The 15,597-nt window shown below is 72.7% G+C and carries 10 protein-coding genes; 5 read left to right on the forward strand and 5 right to left on the reverse strand.

What is annotated here, in order from left to right; translation table 11 throughout:
* Nucleotides 1-31: 31 nt before the first annotated feature.
* Nucleotides 32-3,424: a tetratricopeptide repeat protein gene (locus AB0O01_RS08350; protein WP_365311671.1), complete on the reverse strand. Its 3,393-nt coding sequence runs from the start codon at nt 3,422-3,424 to the stop codon at nt 32-34.
* A 216-nt stretch (nt 3,425-3,640) separates the two neighbouring features.
* On the opposite strand from AB0O01_RS08350, the gene AB0O01_RS08355 reads away from it, so the two are divergent.
* Nucleotides 3,641-5,845 carry a tetratricopeptide repeat protein gene (locus AB0O01_RS08355; RefSeq protein ID WP_365311672.1) on the forward strand — a complete coding sequence of 735 codons (2,205 nt, stop codon included), beginning with the start codon at nt 3,641-3,643 and terminating at the stop codon, nt 5,843-5,845.
* A gap of 777 nt (nt 5,846-6,622) precedes the next feature.
* On the opposite strand, the gene AB0O01_RS08360 is transcribed toward AB0O01_RS08355, so the two are convergent.
* On the reverse strand, nt 6,623-7,840 hold the full coding sequence (locus AB0O01_RS08360; RefSeq protein ID WP_365311673.1) for a hypothetical protein: 1,218 nt from the start codon (nt 7,838-7,840) through the stop codon (nt 6,623-6,625).
* 369 nt (nt 7,841-8,209) lie between these two features.
* Between AB0O01_RS08360 and AB0O01_RS08365 the strand changes: the two genes are divergently transcribed.
* Nucleotides 8,210-8,473 carry a hypothetical protein gene (locus AB0O01_RS08365; protein WP_365311674.1) on the forward strand — a complete coding sequence of 88 codons (264 nt, stop codon included), beginning with the start codon at nt 8,210-8,212 and terminating at the stop codon, nt 8,471-8,473.
* 121 nt (nt 8,474-8,594) lie between these two features.
* Here AB0O01_RS08365 and AB0O01_RS08370 read toward each other — a convergent pair whose 3' ends face one another.
* Nucleotides 8,595-9,032 (reverse strand): hypothetical protein, encoded by a 438-nt coding sequence (locus tag AB0O01_RS08370; protein ID WP_365311675.1) that lies wholly within the window; start codon nt 9,030-9,032, stop codon nt 8,595-8,597.
* Between the two features lie 1,198 nt (nt 9,033-10,230).
* Here AB0O01_RS08370 and AB0O01_RS08375 point away from each other — a divergent pair.
* Nucleotides 10,231-10,554 (forward strand): hypothetical protein, encoded by a 324-nt coding sequence (locus tag AB0O01_RS08375; protein ID WP_365311676.1) that lies wholly within the window; start codon nt 10,231-10,233, stop codon nt 10,552-10,554.
* Nucleotides 10,555-11,009: 455 nt separating this feature from the next.
* Here the strand turns inward: AB0O01_RS08375 and AB0O01_RS08380 are convergent, their stop codons facing one another.
* Together AB0O01_RS08380 and AB0O01_RS08385 are read right to left on the reverse strand one after the other, a co-directional pair.
* Nucleotides 11,010-11,339 carry a thioredoxin domain-containing protein gene (locus AB0O01_RS08380; protein ID WP_365311677.1) on the reverse strand — a complete coding sequence of 110 codons (330 nt, stop codon included), beginning with the start codon at nt 11,337-11,339 and terminating at the stop codon, nt 11,010-11,012.
* 42 nt (nt 11,340-11,381) lie between these two features.
* Nucleotides 11,382-13,400: an alkyl sulfatase dimerization domain-containing protein gene (locus AB0O01_RS08385; RefSeq protein WP_365311678.1), complete on the reverse strand. Its 2,019-nt coding sequence runs from the start codon at nt 13,398-13,400 to the stop codon at nt 11,382-11,384.
* A 730-nt stretch (nt 13,401-14,130) separates the two neighbouring features.
* On the opposite strand from AB0O01_RS08385, the gene AB0O01_RS08390 reads away from it, so the two are divergent.
* The gene (locus AB0O01_RS08390; protein ID WP_365311679.1) at nt 14,131-14,715 is read left to right on the forward strand and encodes a sigma-70 family RNA polymerase sigma factor; all 585 of its coding nucleotides are present in this window, start codon (nt 14,131-14,133) and stop codon (nt 14,713-14,715) included.
* A gap of 38 nt (nt 14,716-14,753) precedes the next feature.
* Nucleotides 14,754-15,536 (forward strand): anti-sigma factor, encoded by a 783-nt coding sequence (locus AB0O01_RS08395; RefSeq protein WP_365311796.1) that lies wholly within the window; start codon nt 14,754-14,756, stop codon nt 15,534-15,536.
* Nucleotides 15,537-15,597: the final 61 nt, after the last annotated feature.

Raw genomic sequence — 15,597 nt, forward strand, 5'->3', positions numbered from 1 at the left:
CCGACGGACGGGCAGGCGGGCGGGTCGGGGGTCAGGTGTCCGGATGGGCTGCCGCCAGTTCCCGGAGACGGCGGCGGATCGCGTCCGTCGTGCGGTGGTCCTGGGCCTCGGCCGTGGTGAGGGCGGTGCGCAGCTCGGCGTGGGCCGCGGCGGGGTCGCCCGCGGCCGCGAGCACCTCGGCCAGCACGAGCTGCGCCTCCACCGCCTCGTCCAGGGCCCGGGTCCGCACGGCCGTCTCCACCGAGGACCGCAGGTGTTCCTCGGCGGCGGCGAACCGTCCCGCTTCGAACTCGCTCTGGCCGATCCCGCGCAGCGCCTGGATCTGCTGGTGGGCGGCGCCGATGTCCTGGGCGACCCGAAGGCCCTCGGTGAGCAGGCCGACCGCCTCGTCGCGGTCGCCCTGACGGCGGTGGGCCTCACCCATGCTGATCAGGGTGTCCGCCTGGCTCTTGCGGTCGGCGAGGGACTGGTACACCGGGAGCGCCTCCCGGCACAGGGCCAGCGCCCCGGCGGTGTCCCCGAGTTCGCTCAGGACATCGGCGAGGCTGAGCCGGGCCGTGGCCTGCTCGTACCGGTTGCCGATGGTGTCCAGCAGGGACACCGCCTCCTCGAACGCCTCCCGGGCCCGGTCGAGCTGGCGGGTACGGAAGAGCCGGTCACCGATGTTGTTCAGGGCGATCCCGGCCGACCTCCGGTCCCCGGTCCGCGCGAATCCGTCCCGGGCGCTCTCGAAGTGGGCGAGGGCCCCGTCGTTGTCGCCGAGGTGGAGCCGGGCGACGCCCATGTTGTTGTGGAGGCGGGCCTGGTACCAGATGTCCCCGGAGGCGACCTTGATGGCGTAGGCCCGCTGGAAGTGGTCGAACGCGGAGGCGTGTTCACCGCGGTGCCACTCCATCGCCCCGACCGCGCGCAGCGCCTCCGCCTCGGCGTCGCGGTCACCGGTGTCGCGGGCGATCAGCAGCGCCCGGCGTCCCGCCTCGGCGGCCTCCGGGTACTGGCCGGTGCTGGCGAGCGCGTCCGACAGGTCGAGCAGGGCGCGACCGAGATCCTCCGGTCGGTACCCCGTCCCCTCCCCCGTCCGCTCCGCGTGCGCGACGGCCAGTTGGAGCACGTCCACCGTCTCCTGCCAGTAGCACTCCGCGTTGAGGAATCCCGCGAGGCAGAAGGCGACCCGGGCGGCGGGGGCCTGGTGGCCCTGCGCGTCGGCGAAGCGCACGGCCGCCAGCATGTTCTCCCGCTCGTCGGCCAGCCACGACCGGGCGGAGGGGGCGTCGGGCCAGTCGGGGCCGTGGGGCGGCCCGGCGGCGGTGGGTTCCTCGGTGGTCCGCAGCCGCCGTGGGAACGCGAGGCGGTCGGCCCGCTCGACCGCCTGGACGTAGAACCCGATCAGCCGCCGGGCGATCTCGTCCCGCGTCCCGTCGTCGTCCTCGGACTGCGCCAGCCGGTGCGCGTACTCCCGCAGCAGGTCGTGGTACTGGTACCGGTCCGCCACCGGCTCGCGCAGCAGATGGCAGCCGAGCAGGCTCTCCAGCAGCCGCTCGGTCGCGTCCGGGGGCAGGCCGAGGATCGCGGCGGCGACGGGGACGGTGAAGTCCGACCCCGGGTGCAGGCTCAGATGGCGGAAGGCGACGCGCTGCGGCCTGGTCAGGGTGCGGTAGGAGAGGTCGAAGGCCCGTGCCATGTCGTGGTCGGCGGTGTCGTGGATCTCGCCGAGCCGGCCGGGGGTGCGGGCCAGCCGTCCGTGCAGGGTGGCGAGCGTCCAGGCGGTGCGGGTCTGGAACCGGTTGGCGACCAGCTCGATGGCCAGCGGCAGCAGCCCGCACAGTTGGACGATCTCGGCGACCGCCGCGAGGTCGTGGGTGCGCTGCTCACCGGCGAACCGGCGGAACAGCGTGATCGCGTCCCCCGTCGGCAGCACGTCCAGGGGCACCGAGCGGGCGGCGGGCAGTCCCGTGAGGTGGCGGCGGCTGGTGAGGATGAACAGCGACCCGGTGGGGCCCGGGAGCAGGGGCCGGACCTGCCCGGCGTCGGCCACGTCGTCGAGGATGACGATCGCGCGGCGCTCGGCCAGCAGGCTGCGCCACAGGTCGGCCTGCTCGTCGAGGGCGACGGGGACGTGCGCGGCGGGCACGCCGAGGACGCGCAGCAGTGTGGTGAGCGCCGCACCGGGTGGGAGCGGCTCCTGGAGCGGGGAGTGCGCGCGCAGGTCGAGGTAGATCTGGCCGTCGGGGAAGCGGTCCGCGAGCTGGGCCGCGGTGTGCACGGCGATGGCGGTCTTCCCGACCCCGGCCATGCCGTGGACGGTCTCCAGCAGGACCACCGAGCCGTCCGTCCCGTCCAGCGAGTCGATGAGCGCGTGCAGTTCCGCGTTCCGGCCGATGAGCGGCTGCTGGCTGGGGAGGTTGCGCGGCGCGTGGTCCCGGACCGGCCCGGCCGGGCGGACGACGACGGCGGCGGCGACCGCCACCGGCTCGCGCCCGGCAACCGTGACGGCGCCCGCCGTCGCCTCACGCCCGGCAGCCGTGAAGACGCCCGCCGTCGCCTCACGCCCGGCAGCCGTGAAGACGCCCGCCACCGGCTCACGTCCGACCACCCCGACGGCGCCCGCCGCAGGCTCACGCCCGGCCGCCGTGGCCGGTCCCACCAGGTCGGTCAGGGCCACCGTGGCGGGCCCCACCAGGTCCGTCAGGGGCACATGGTTGAGCACCCCCCGGTTGATCCGCTCCAGCGCGGGGCCGGGACGGGCCCCGTAGTCGCGCAGCAGGGCGCGGCGGGCCTGCTCGTAGACGCGCAGGGCGTCGGTGTGGCGGCCGTTGCCGTAGAGGGCGAGCATGAGCTGACCCAGCAGCGTCTCGTCATGGGGATGGTGTGAGGCGAGGTCGGACAGCTCGGCCACCATGCCCCGGTACCGGCCCAGCCGCAGTTCGGCCGCGATCCGGGTGATGGTGGCGGACAGCCGGCGTTCGGCGAGGGTGCGCCGCGTGGTCTCGGCCCAGACACCGGGCAGTCCGGCCAGCGCGTCGCCCGCCCAGAGCGCGTCGGCGGCGCGGAAGAGATCCACCGCCCGCGGGTCGTCGCTGCCCCCGGCGACCTGCACGAGCCCCTGGAAGCGGTGCCAGTCCACGCGCTCGGAGTCGGCTTCGAGGGTGTAGGTGCGGGCGCGGCTGACGATGTGCGGGGCGCCGCGGGTGTCGTCGGCCTTGCCCAGCCGTTTGCGCAGCCGGGAGATGTAGGTGTGCGTGTTCTCGCGGGCGTTGGGCGGCGGTTCGCCGTCCCACATGCGTTCCGCGAGCGCGTCCAGCGCCATCGGGCGCCCGATGTCCAGGGCGAGGGCGGCCAGCAGGGCCCGCTCCTTCACCGATCCGAGTTCCAGGCGCGCGCCCTCGACCCACAGCGCCACCGGCCCGAGTAAATGGATATCCACCAGCGCCCCTCCTCGCTGGTCCGACCCTGATTCTGAGCATGACACGCAGCGGGGGACCCCACCAGGGCCCCCACCCCTGCCCGGCAGCATCTGTCCGAATTGCCGTCCCTCACCGGGCCGCGCGCCGCCGCGCCCTTCATCCGGCGATTGTTCGGGGTAGACCGCAGGAGACCGCATGTGACAGAGGCTGACCGAGGTCGCCACTCAGGGAGGACGATGAGTGAGTCGCCGCAGGGCACGCATCGCAACAGCATCGGTGGCGAGGCCCGGTTGAGCGGGCTCACCATCCAGGCCAGGGACATCACGGGCGGTGTCCATGTGCACGCCGCACCCCGGCCGGTTCCCCGTCAGCACCCACCGGTTCCCGGCCATTTCATGGACCGGCGGACAGACCTCGAAGCCCTGGACCGGCTGCTGGACCGGCACGGGGGAGCGGACACGGGCGGGCCGCTGATCGTGGTCGACGGCCCGGCGGGCATGGGCAAGACGACCCTGGTCTCCCGGTGGCTGGCCGGGCGCGCGGCCGACTTCCCCGGCGGGCTGCTCTACGCGGACCTGCGCGGCCACACCGAGGAGGGCCCCGCCGCGCCGGGCGAGGTGCTGGGCCGCTTCCTGCGCTCGCTGGGCGCGACCTCGGTACCCGCCGACCTCACCGACCAGCAGGCGCTGTGGCGCTCGCAGTCGGCGGGGCTGAGGGCCGCGGTGATCCTCGACAACGCGTTCACCGCCGCGCAGGTGCGCGCCCTGCTGCCGGCCGGGCCGGGCGGGGCGGTGGTGGTGACCAGCCGGCGCCGGCTGACCGGCCTCGTCCTGGACGGGGCGCACTTCCACCACCTGGCCGGGCTCGACGCGGCGCACGGGGTGGCACTGCTCACCCGGGGCATCGGCGCCGACCGGGTGGCGAGCGAACTGCCCGCCGTGGAACGGGTCGTGAGCCTGTGCGCCGGGCTGCCGCTGGCCGTCTGCCTCGCCGCCGCGCGGCTCGCGGCCCGCCCCGGACAGCCCGTCGCGGCACTCGCCGACGCGCTGGCCCCCGGCGCGGAGGGGCTGGCGGCACTGGACATCGAAGGGGAGACCACGGTGAGCAAGGCACTGGACGCCTCGTACGCGGTGCTCAGCGACGGCTCCGCCCTGCTCTACCGGAGACTCGGCCCCCTGCCGCTGCCCGCCTTCGACCTCCTGACCGCGGCGGCGGCCTGCGCCGAGTCCCCGCGCTGGGCGGCCCGCGGGCTGGACGAACTCACCGAGGCCAACCTGGTGGAGAACACCGGTCCCGACACCTACCGCTTCCACGACCTGGTCCGCGTCCACGCCCGCGAGCGGGGCACGGGGGACGGCCAGGCGGCCAACGACGAGACCCTGCGCCGGGTCTGCGACTGGCACCTGCGGGTCACGACCGCCGCCGAACAGCGCCTGACCCCCGCCCAGTTCGTCCTCCCCCGCGACTACACGCACACCTTCACCGCGGCCGAACCGTTCACCGACGACGCCGGCGCCCTCGCCTGGCTGGACGCCAAGCGGCACGACCTCATGACGCTGACCCGTACCGCGGCCTCGCGCGGCTGGCACCGGCCCGCCTGGCAACTGGTCGACGCCATGTGGCCGCTGTTCCTGCGGCTGCGCCACTACGACCTGTGGATCGAGGCCCACCGCATCGGCCTGGCCGCCGCCCGCGCCGACGGCCATCCGGAGGCCGTACGGCAGATGCTCAACTCCGGCGCCATCGGCCTGAACTCCGCGGGCCACCGGGACGAGTCCGTCGCCTGGTACGAGGAGTCCCTGGCCGCCGCCCGCGCCGCGGGTGACGACAGGGACGCCGGCCAGGCACTGCTGGGCCTGGGCCGCTGCCACCGCGAGGCGGGCCGCCCGGAGGAGGCCGTGCCCTATCTCGAACAGGCCATCGCGACCTGGGAGGACTGCGGCTACCCGCGCGGAGTCGCCCTCGCCCGCACCGCGCTGGGCGAGATCGCCCTCGACCTGGGCCGCACCACCACCGCCGAGGCCGCGTTCACCCGGGCCCACAGGGAACTGCTCGCCCTGAACGACCCGCACGACGCGGCCCGCGCCCTCGCCTACCTCGGCCGGACCCAGTTCCTCGCGGGCGACCACACCTCCGGCACCGCCCGGATGGAGGAGGCGCTCGCCGTCTTCACCTCCTCCGGGGCGGTGCACTGGCAGGCCCGCACACTGGAAATGCTGGGCCACAGCGCCCACGAACGCGCCGACCACACCAGGGCCCGAACCCTCTGGACCGAGTCCCTGACCCGCTACGAGATCACCAGTCCGGGCGACGCGCGGCGATTGCGGGTACTGCTGGGGCGGGGGCCTGGGCCGGGACAGGGATCGGGTCAGGGACAGGGACCGGGTCAGGGACAGGGACCGGGTCAGGGGCAGGCGCCGGACGGGCACGACCCGCAGTGACCCCACCCACGCCGGACCCCGCCGCGAGGTAGCCGTCCGTCAGCGCGGCCAGGCTCCCGCCCGCCACCAGCCAGGCGTGCAGACACGAGGGCAGCAGCGGATGCCCGGTCACGGCGGGGGCCAGCAGCACCGGCCGGCTCTCGCGGGGCGTACGGACCGCCCAGCCGCCCCCCACCAGCGGAACCGCGACGACGACGGCAGCGGGACACCGCGCGGCCGTCACCGCCAGCCGATGCAGCGCCGTACGAACGGACCGCGGCCGACTCCCTGTCACCACATCGGCGACCCCTGACCGCCACCCACCCGAGCCTCCCGGGTCCCCCGGATCCCCCAGATCCCCCAGATCTCCCGGATCTCCCGGATCTCCCGGATCCAGATCGGCATCCACGACGAAGTGCTCGTCGAACACCGCGCGCCGGTCATCCGGGCGGCCGGACCGCGCGAGCAGCAGAAGACACCGCCCGTCGGCCCGAACGCGCAACAGCAGAGGGGACAGAGGGGACTCCTCTCCGCGCCAGAGGGCACCGCGAGCCCCACAGGGGGAGCAGCAGGACGCCGACGGAGACGACTCCCCTCCACAGCAGGACGTCCCGCCCCCGAGGCCCGCCCCAAAGGCCCCCGCCGCCCGCTCCAGCGCCGAGAACCCGGAGCCGAGTGCCTCGACACCCGAACCGAGCACCCCGACACCCGAACCGACTCCCCCGGCATCCGAGCCGACTCCCCCGGAAGGGGACCGCCTCCCCGGCGCCGTCCACGCCTGGACGGTGACGAAGGCGGTCATGCCGCGCCCCGCCGGGTCCCCGTGAGCGCCCCCAGGGAGGGCGGCTCCGGCAGCAGGCCGGTCACCGGGCGGTGGGCGGGCTCACTCAGCCCCATCACCCGGTACATCAGCCGTCGCATGTTCCCGGCGAAGCGCCCCGGTTCGGAGGTGATCCGCGCGGCGATGGCCGCCCGCTCCTCCGTGCGCCGCTCGCCGGCCGCGTACTTCAACTGCTCCAGCAGCGGGTGGCTCGCGGACAGGGCGGGCGCGAACTCCGCGAGGGCGGCGGCGGGTGACGCCGGGTTGATCTCCCCCTCGGGGGAGCCGGTCATCAGCAGTGCCGCCTTGGTGAGCGTCCCGTACAGGGTGACGGAGCCGTGGTCGCCGATGATCCAGTCCGCCGCGATCAGCACACTCCGCCAGTCCGCCTCGGGGGGTACGAGCGCGATCCCCGCCTGCCGGCAGCGCGGGAGCCACGCCCGTACCTGCCAAGCGCTGTGCCGGGACCAGACGTTGGGGTGCATGAGCAGGGCGGTGCGATGGGTGTCGCCGGGCAGTTCGAACATCAGCCGCGGCAGAAGGGCCTCGAAGCGCGCGAAGGTGGACTGGGGTCCCCAGGTGGAGACCGGCACCACCAGCTTCTGCCCCGGCTTCAGCCCGAGTGCGCGCCGGTAGGCGCGGCGCAGCGGCAGACTCGCCACGATCCGGTCGTGCACCGGGTCACCGACGACCTCGGCGTACGGCAGTGCCTCCGGGCAGAGCCGGGCCAGCTCCGCCAGCTCCGCCTCGTGGGGCAGCACCACCGCGGCCGGGGCGCGCCCGGCCGGGAGCAGGTCGCTGCGGCGCATGCCCGCGACGCCGTTGGTGTCCGCGTCCCGCAGCCCGGTCACCCGCTTCAGATACCCGGCGCCGTGCGGCATGGTGATCAGCGGCGCCCGCAGGTGCTCGACCCCGCCCCGCCCGGCGGCGAGCGCGAGATCGAACTCCGTGCGCACGGCGTCCTGCCAGGGCAGCACGGAGCAGCCCAGCCGCGCGAGAAAGGCAGGTACCTCGCGCCCGAAGACGTGCGGCGGCGCGGTGAACACCACCTGGACCCGGAAGTCCCCTTCCAACTGCGACAGCACGTCGATGAGCCGCTTCGCGTAGGTGACCGTGTGGGCCACCGCGAGCACGGTCCTCCGCTCGACAACCGTCCGATACTGGCGCGCTACCGCCCCTGATCGTGATTCCATCATCCCCAACGCCGACACGACGTCCCCCAGTCATCTCCCTGCGCGGGCCACCCCGCTGCCTCCGGGGACATGCCCGACACCCCGGACGAAACCCTTGCCGGGCCCTTGCAGGAAGCTTGCAGATCCCTGACGGAGCCCTGAGGGAACGGGGAGAGGGGTTTCACCGGCCCCCCTTCGCAGGCCCGAAGGAGACATGACGATCGTCTCCGCCCGCCCGCCTTCCCCGCCGGGCAGGGGCAGCAGCCACTCACCACCAGCACCCTCAACGTCCCCGAACTCGCCCTGCACAGCCGGAATTTACATTCAAGCTCCCTGTGTATATAAGATGATCTTCGGCACACCGATCACCAGCCTGAAGGGGCTCCTGGGCTCGTGCACAACTCCGCAGCAGGCACTTCCTTCGGGCTCGGCATAGCCCTGGCGGGGGCAGTGGTCCTGGTAACCACGGTCGGCGTCCAGGACGCCTCCGCGGCCACACCCCCGGTCGTCCGCCCCGCCACCCTCAGCACGCCATCGCCGACGGCCACCACACCCCCACCGCAGCCCATCACCTGGCGCATCACCCCACGCCCGGCCCCGCCGGTCATCCGCATCCCCGACCGGTCGATCTCACCGTACAAGTGCATCCTGATCTGATGGCCAGGGCAGGCGCCTGACCCCAGATGCACCTCGCGGGGGGCGGCAGCAGTCGCCGGACCACACCGGATACACGGCCAACCGCCCACCCACCCGGCAGCCGCGCTCGAAGGTCTACGGCCTACGTCGACGCCCCGCCATGCCGCCGTTCGCACCCGTCGTACCGCACGTGCAGACGACGCAGTTCTCGCAACGCGGCAACGGGAAACGGGTGCTCGACCCACTTCGCCCGGTAGCCGTCCTTCCCATGGAGCCGGATCACCGCATCAGCGGCCTCCAGGACAACGTGCCCGAGAAGGCCGAGGGGCTGGGTGGAGGCCCAGGAGAGTGTGCCCGCCCGATCCGGCGCGTCGACGCTGGTGAGCAGGTCGGGAAACCGGTAGATCGCGATGTCGACGTCCGAGCCACTCCGCCGCAGAACCCATCGCGCCTCGGCCGGCTCAAGATCGAAAGAGAAACGCCGAACGGCGTTGTCATCGCCATACAGCCCCGCGACCCCCTGAAGCACATCCGCAAGGGCGTCCGTGCCGTAGCTGGCGAAGTCCTTCCACTCCGCCACACCGTCCGCGATCCGGCAGGTCGCCCACCCGGAACCCCCGAGTTCCCAACCGAACTCAAGCCGACCCATCCCGCCACCCCCTGCCGATGCCCTCTCCCGGAGACGGTACAGGGGCACTGCGCACGCCCCTTCCGCGGGCCGACCTGTCGGGCCAGCCTCCCTGGAGAACCTCAGATCACCACAACCACAGCTCCGGGAGCGCAGGATGGGCGGAGCCACCATGTCCGGCAGTTCGCCTGGCCGCCGCGCATCCAACGCACGCTGCCGCCTGCCCGGCTACGCGCAGCCGAACCATGCGCTTGAAAGACCCTGACGGGACACCACCCTCCACAACGCCTTCCGCAAGAATGGAGCAGGCAGCCAAAGGGGAGTCCAGCAGCAAGCACACAGGTCACAAATTGCCCTATATGCCAGCAAGGTCGGAGTTTGGCAAAGTGAGTAAAATCCTCACCCGCCACTAGCAACAGCACAGGTCGGCTCCTGTGGTCCCCGCGCATGCGGGGGTGGTCCCGGCAACCACGCAATGAACTGCGTTTCGTTTTCGTGGTCCCCGCGCATGCGGGGGCGGTCCCGAACTCACCGCGCGCGGGCATGTCAACGTAGGCGCCCTCCCGAACTCCCAGGCCACCGAAAGCGACCAACCCGCTCCTCGACTCCTTGGAGGCGCCCCCGCACCCACACCACCCCCGAAGCCCCGTCCCGCCCGACTCGCCGGCCCCGTGTACTGGGTCACCCCCACGCCACCTCGCCGACGGCGGGCTGGGCCGAGACCGGTCATCGTCGCCGGTGCGCCGCACACCACCTGTGGGTGACCATGAATCGGCCACCTTTCGCTTCCGCTCCCTCCCGCTCAGGGGCCGGGTCCTCCACCCTGGGCGAACTCTCCGTGACGGTGGCCTTGTTGACTGTGAGGGAAGCGACCAGGGAGGCGGACCGCCATCCGCGTGCCCCTGCCGAAATGCCGATTGTCCTACGACATGCCCCGCACCGGGAATGCGCACCCCCGCAGGCGGCGACAGCAGGCCCAGGGGTGTGCATGTGCCCACGTGGACATATCACCGACAGTGAACGAGCCCCCGCCCCGAGTGGGGTGGAACTGAGCGAGCCCGCCCGACAGGAACAGCCGTCGCGGATGGTGTGACACGGGCAGCCTGCCGTGCAGGACCGGACTCGGCTCGAAGCGCCCAAGGAGAGAAACATGGCAACTCTACGTGTCGGTTCGGGAAAGACCGTTCCCGGTGAGGGCTGGCGGCTCTATGGCCAGGAAGGGGTGTACATCGACGTGGACACCTCTAACGCCTACTTCGCCGGAACCCCCGTCTACCACGCCTCGATCTACTCCACCGGCGGCAGCCAGCTCTGGACCCATGGTGCCCACGGCATCTACCAGGTGACGGCCAGCGGCTTCCGCCTCTACCTGCGCTGGGTCGACGACGCGAAGCGCAACGGCCGCCAGCTCACTCCCGAGACGTGCCGCGAACTGGGCTTCTACGTCGCCTGGAGCGGCATCGACGAGCCGTAGGCACGCGCCGGAGAGGTCCGGCGCGGCGGGGTGCGGCCCGGTTCCGGTCCCGGGACCGGGCCGCACCCTTGCCGCGCGGCGTCCCCGGCCCTCCAGTGCGTGAGGGGAACGGCATCCGTCCGCCCATCAGGGCCGACGGATGCCGTTCCCCGCCTCCGCCGTACTGGTGATCACCGGCTCGCCATCCGGCCCAGGCACCGAATCGCCTTCGGGACGTCCGTCGTCGGAGCCCTTCCTCGCGGTCGGGACCCCGGCCCCCGATGGCCCGTTGGGCGGGTGATCCATTCCGTATCTCTCGTGATTCCCGGAGACGACGCGATGCGCCTTGCCGCCCGTATCACCGCAGGTCCTGTCCTGGTGCTCGGGGCCCTGACCGGCCCGGCCGGGAGCGCGAACGCCGCCGCGCAGCGACGGTGGACGCCGTCGGACCGGGCCCGCCGGAGCGTTCGTCTCCGTCAGACGCCGTTGGCGTGCAGCCATTCGACGAGGTGGGCCTTGGACCATGGTCCGATCTTGGTGCCGATGACCTTGCCGTCCTTGAAGAGGAGATGGGTGGGGACGGCGGTGACGTTGAAGCGGGGCGGGGTGAGGGGGTTGCGGTCGACGTTGAGGTTGCCGACGGTCAGCCGTCCGGAGTGCTCGGCGGCGATCTCGTTCAAGGGCTGCTCGATCATCTTGCAGGGGCCGGACCATTCGGCCAGGAAGGACACCAGGACCGGGCCCTTCGCCTTGAGGACCTGGGTGTCGAAGGTGGTGTCGGCGAGGGTGATGACGGTGCCGCTCACGGGGGGCTCCTGGGTGTTGGTGGCGTTGGTGACGTCGGTGCGTCAGGGGGTGGTGAGGGGGAACCAGAAGTCGAAGGTGTCCAGGAGGGTGTTGAGGGTGTCGAGGGGGGTGATGGTCCCGGTGTCGATGGTGAGGTCGTCGCTGGTGAGGAGTTCGTCGGGGGTCTTGTTGCCGACGGCGAAGCCGTTGAGGCCGGTGCGGGTGATGGTGTAGGTGGCGTCGGCGTCGGACGGGACGGGGTGGGTGTCGTCGGCGGGGGTGTAGACGAGGACACCGTTGCGCAGGCGGAGCGTGCACCGGCCGGGGTCGCCGGTCACCCCGCCGGTGACGGTGAAGCCGATGGTGAGGGGTTGGGTCGCGGCCCGGGGGCCGTTGAGGCGGATGCCGAGGTAGTCGAAGAGCATCTCCAGCGGCATCGCGGCGAGCACGGCGGGCGTGATGAGCTGGACGCCGGGCAGGTCGGGCGGTGTGGTGGGGCGGTGGCGCAGCTCGAAGGCGGCGGCGAGGTAGAAGTTGCGCCAGGGGCCGCTCTCCGCCTGGTAGCCGAGCTGTTCGAGGACATCGGCCTCCAGCCTGCGGGCCTGGATGTTGCTCTCGTCGGTGAAGACGACATGGCTGAGGAGTTCGGCGGCGAAGCGGTAGTCGGCGGCGCCGGTGGCGGTGTCGTAGATCTTCTGCGCGGTGGCGATGACGCTGTCGGCGCCTCCCATGGCGTCGACGTAGCGGGGCCCGGACTCCTCGGGGGGCAGGGTGTGCAGATGGGCGGCGTTGCCGTCGTACCAGCCGAGGTAGCGCTGGTAGACGGCCTTCAGGTCGTGGTTGACGGTGCCGTAGTAGCCGCGGTTGAACCACTGGCCGGACAGGCTCTCGGGGACGCTCGCGTCGAGGTCCTCGGCGATCTCGGTCATGGTGCGGCCGTGGTTGGCCAGGCGCAGGGCCTGGTCGTGGAGGTAGCGGTAGAGGTCGGCCTGGCTGGTGAGGAAGGAGACGATGGCGTCGGGGGTGTCGTCGGTGTTCCAGCGGGGCCAGAAGTGGCTGGCGAAGAGGGTGTCGGAGCGGTCGCCGTACCAGTCGACGGCCTGGTTGAGGTACTCGGACCAGGCTTTGGCGTCGCGGACCTGGGCGCCGCGCAGGCTGTAGAGGTTGTGCAGGGTGGGGGTGGCGTTCTCCGCCATGCACAGGGCGTTGATGTCGGGGAGGTAGAAGTTCATCTCCGCGGGGGCCTCGGTGCCGGGGGTGAGCTGGAAGGAGATGTTGATCGCCCCGAAGGCGTGGACGGCGTCCCGGCGGGCGCGTTCCGGGGTGACATCGAAGGTCGGGGCCAGCATGCCGACGGCGCCGTCGGAGTTGTACTTGCCGAGCCCGGCGTCAACCTGCCCCTGTTCGGAGGCGTGCAGCAGCGTCCCGTACATGAACATCGCGCGGCGCTGCATGGCGTTGCCGGCGTAGACGTTCTCGCTGACGGCGTGTTCGAGGAAGCCGTCCGGGGCGATGATCTCGACATCGGGGCCGGGTATGCCGCCGGTCTCCGTGAACAGGCCGCCGACCCCGCCGTAGTGGTCGACGTGGGAGTGGGTGAACAGCACCGCCCGGATCGTGCGGTCGCGGCCCGGCCACACCCGGTGCTTGAGGTACAGCTCCAGTGCGGCGGCTGCGCACTCCTCGCTGACCAGGGGGTCCACGACGACGATGTCGCCGGTGGCGCGGGTGGGATCCTCCAGGAAGGTGATGTTGGACAGGTCCATGCCGCGGACCTGGTAGACCGCGTCCGGGACGACCTCGTACAGGCCCGCGTTCATGTTCAGGGTCGCGTTGCGCCACAGGCTCGGGTTGACCGTGTCGGGCGCCGTCTCGGCGTCGGTCAGGAACTGGTACTTCGCCAGTGACCACACGGTCCTGCCGTCCGCGTCCTGCACGGTGAAGCCCGGGTCCAGTCCTTCGATCAGCCCCTTCTGCGCCAGTGCAAGCTCGGGGTCGGCGTCGGACGGCGGGACCACCACCGCCGCGTTCAACGCGCTGGTGAGCGGGGTGGCGGGCTGCGGCTGGGCAATGATGGACATCGGCGACTCCTTTGTCGGACCGGATGGGCCGGACGGATCGAATGGGGCGGGTGAGGCGGGTGAGCGGATGGGGCAGGTGAGCGGAACAGATCTGACGGGTCTCACTCATCCGGGAGACCCGTCAGACCCGTCAGACCTGGCAGACCTGAGAGACCCGTCAGACCTGGCAGACCTGAGAGACCCGGCAGACCCGGCAGACCCGGCAGAGCTGACAGACCTGGCACACCGGTACCGCCGCAGGGCGGCTGGCGGCGCACCCCGCGGCCCTGCTCGGGCCGGCGGCATCGGCATCGTGACAGCCGGACAACACCCCCAACCAGGGCGCAGACCGGCCAACCGGTCATTTCCGGGAGATGGCGCCAGGAGGGCTGATCACCACAGCAAACCCCCTCGCCCGCTTACGTCACGTCCCCCGCCCCGCAGGGCACGTGGCCGGGATGCGTTCTGAGCGTCCTGCCCGGGTGGCGGGAATCAAGTGGAAGGCCGATCGCCGTCCAGCGCCACCAGGTATGCCGGCCGTCCGTGCGGTGACCTGGACGATGCCGCAGACTCGCGCCGCCGCACAGCGCATCCGCAGGAACGATGCCCGGACCGCTGTCTCGTCGGCGGTGAGTCGCGTACCGCGACGGCGCCACCGCGGGCGGGACATGACACGGCAATGACACGGACCAATCCGCCGGCCGCGCGGGCCCGGATTACGGCTGGAGATGTCCGGACCACGGAGGACCGTGTGGAAGAGGCCGTGTTCATCGGCAGGAATCCGTCGACCCGACCCGATCTGGAGGAGTTGGTGGCGCAGGTGGCCCTGGGGGACGAGGAGGCGTTCGCCGGGGTGTACGACGCCGTGGCCGGGCGGGTGCTGGGGGTGGCGCGGGCGGTGCTGCGGGACCGGGCCCAGTCCGAGGAGGTCGCCCAGGAGGTTCTGGTGGAGGTGTGGCGGACCGCGCCCCGCTACCGTCCCGACCGGGGCACCGCCCTCAACTGGATTCTGACCCTGGCCCACCGGCGGGCAGTGGACCGGGTGCGCTCGGCGGAGGCGGCGGCCGTACGGGACCACCGGGCGGCGTTGCTGGACCGGACGCCGGAGTACGACGAGGTGAGCGAGCAGGTCGAGGCCCGGCTGGAGCGGGAGCAGGTACGGCGCTGTCTGCGCACCCTGACCGAGGTGCAGCGGCAGGCGGTGACGCTGGCGTACTACCGGGGGCTGACGTACCGGCAGGTCGCCGAGGCGCTGAAGCTGCCGTTGGGGACGGCGAAGACCCGGCTGCGGGACGGGCTGATCCGGATGCGTGACTGCCTGGGGGTGTCGCTGTGACGACCGACGGAACGAACCCGCCCGCCCGTGCAGTGGACCTGTCGGCCGACGATCCGCACCGGCTCACCGGCGCCTACGCGCTGGACGCGCTGGACGGGGACGAGCGGGTCGGGTTCGAGCGGCATCTGACCGGATGCGTGCCGTGCGCGCAGGAGAGCGCGGAGTTGTCCGCCACGGCGGCCCGGCTGGGGCTGGCCGCCTCCGCCGTGCCCCGCCCGGAGATGCGGGCGCGGGTGCTGCGCCGGATCACCGCCGTCCGGCAGGAACCGCCGCGCCCGGCGGTGGTGCCGGTCCGTCCGGAGCGGGGGGCGGGGCGGGCCCGTGTGTCGGCGCGGTGGGCGCTGGCGGCCTGTCTCGCCGTCGCGACCGCCCTGGGGGGAACGGCCTGGTGGCAGTACGAGCGGGCCCGGGACGCCGAGAGCCGGGTGCAGGTCGCGGAGCGGGCGGCGGCGGAGGTGGCCGCCGTGCTGTCCGCGCCGGACGCGCGGGTCGCGGCCGGCACCCTTGGGGACAGCGGAGGCGACGGGGGTGACGGGGGGGACGGGGCGACGGGGAGTGTGGTGGTGTCCCGGTCCAGGGACCGGGCGGTGTTCGTGGCCGCCGGGCTGCCGCGTCCACCCGCCGGGAAGACCTATCAACTGTGGTTCGACGACGGGGGTGTGATGCGGGACGCGGGGCTGCTCGAACCGGGGCGGGCGGATCAGACGGTCCTGATGAGGGGAGCGGTCGGGCCGGCCTCGGGGATGGGCGTCACGGTCGAGCCCGAGGGCGGTTCGGCGCGGCCCACGTCCGCGCCGCTGGCGGTACTGGCGTTCGCCTAGCCGGAGGTTGGAGAGCAGTTCCAGGGGTGCGTGCCAAGCAGGTGGCGCGCACCCCTGGCCG

The sequence above is a fragment of the Streptomyces sp. NPDC093252 genome, from assembly GCF_040683675.1.
In the GTDB taxonomy this organism is placed as follows: domain Bacteria; phylum Actinomycetota; class Actinomycetes; order Streptomycetales; family Streptomycetaceae; genus Streptomyces.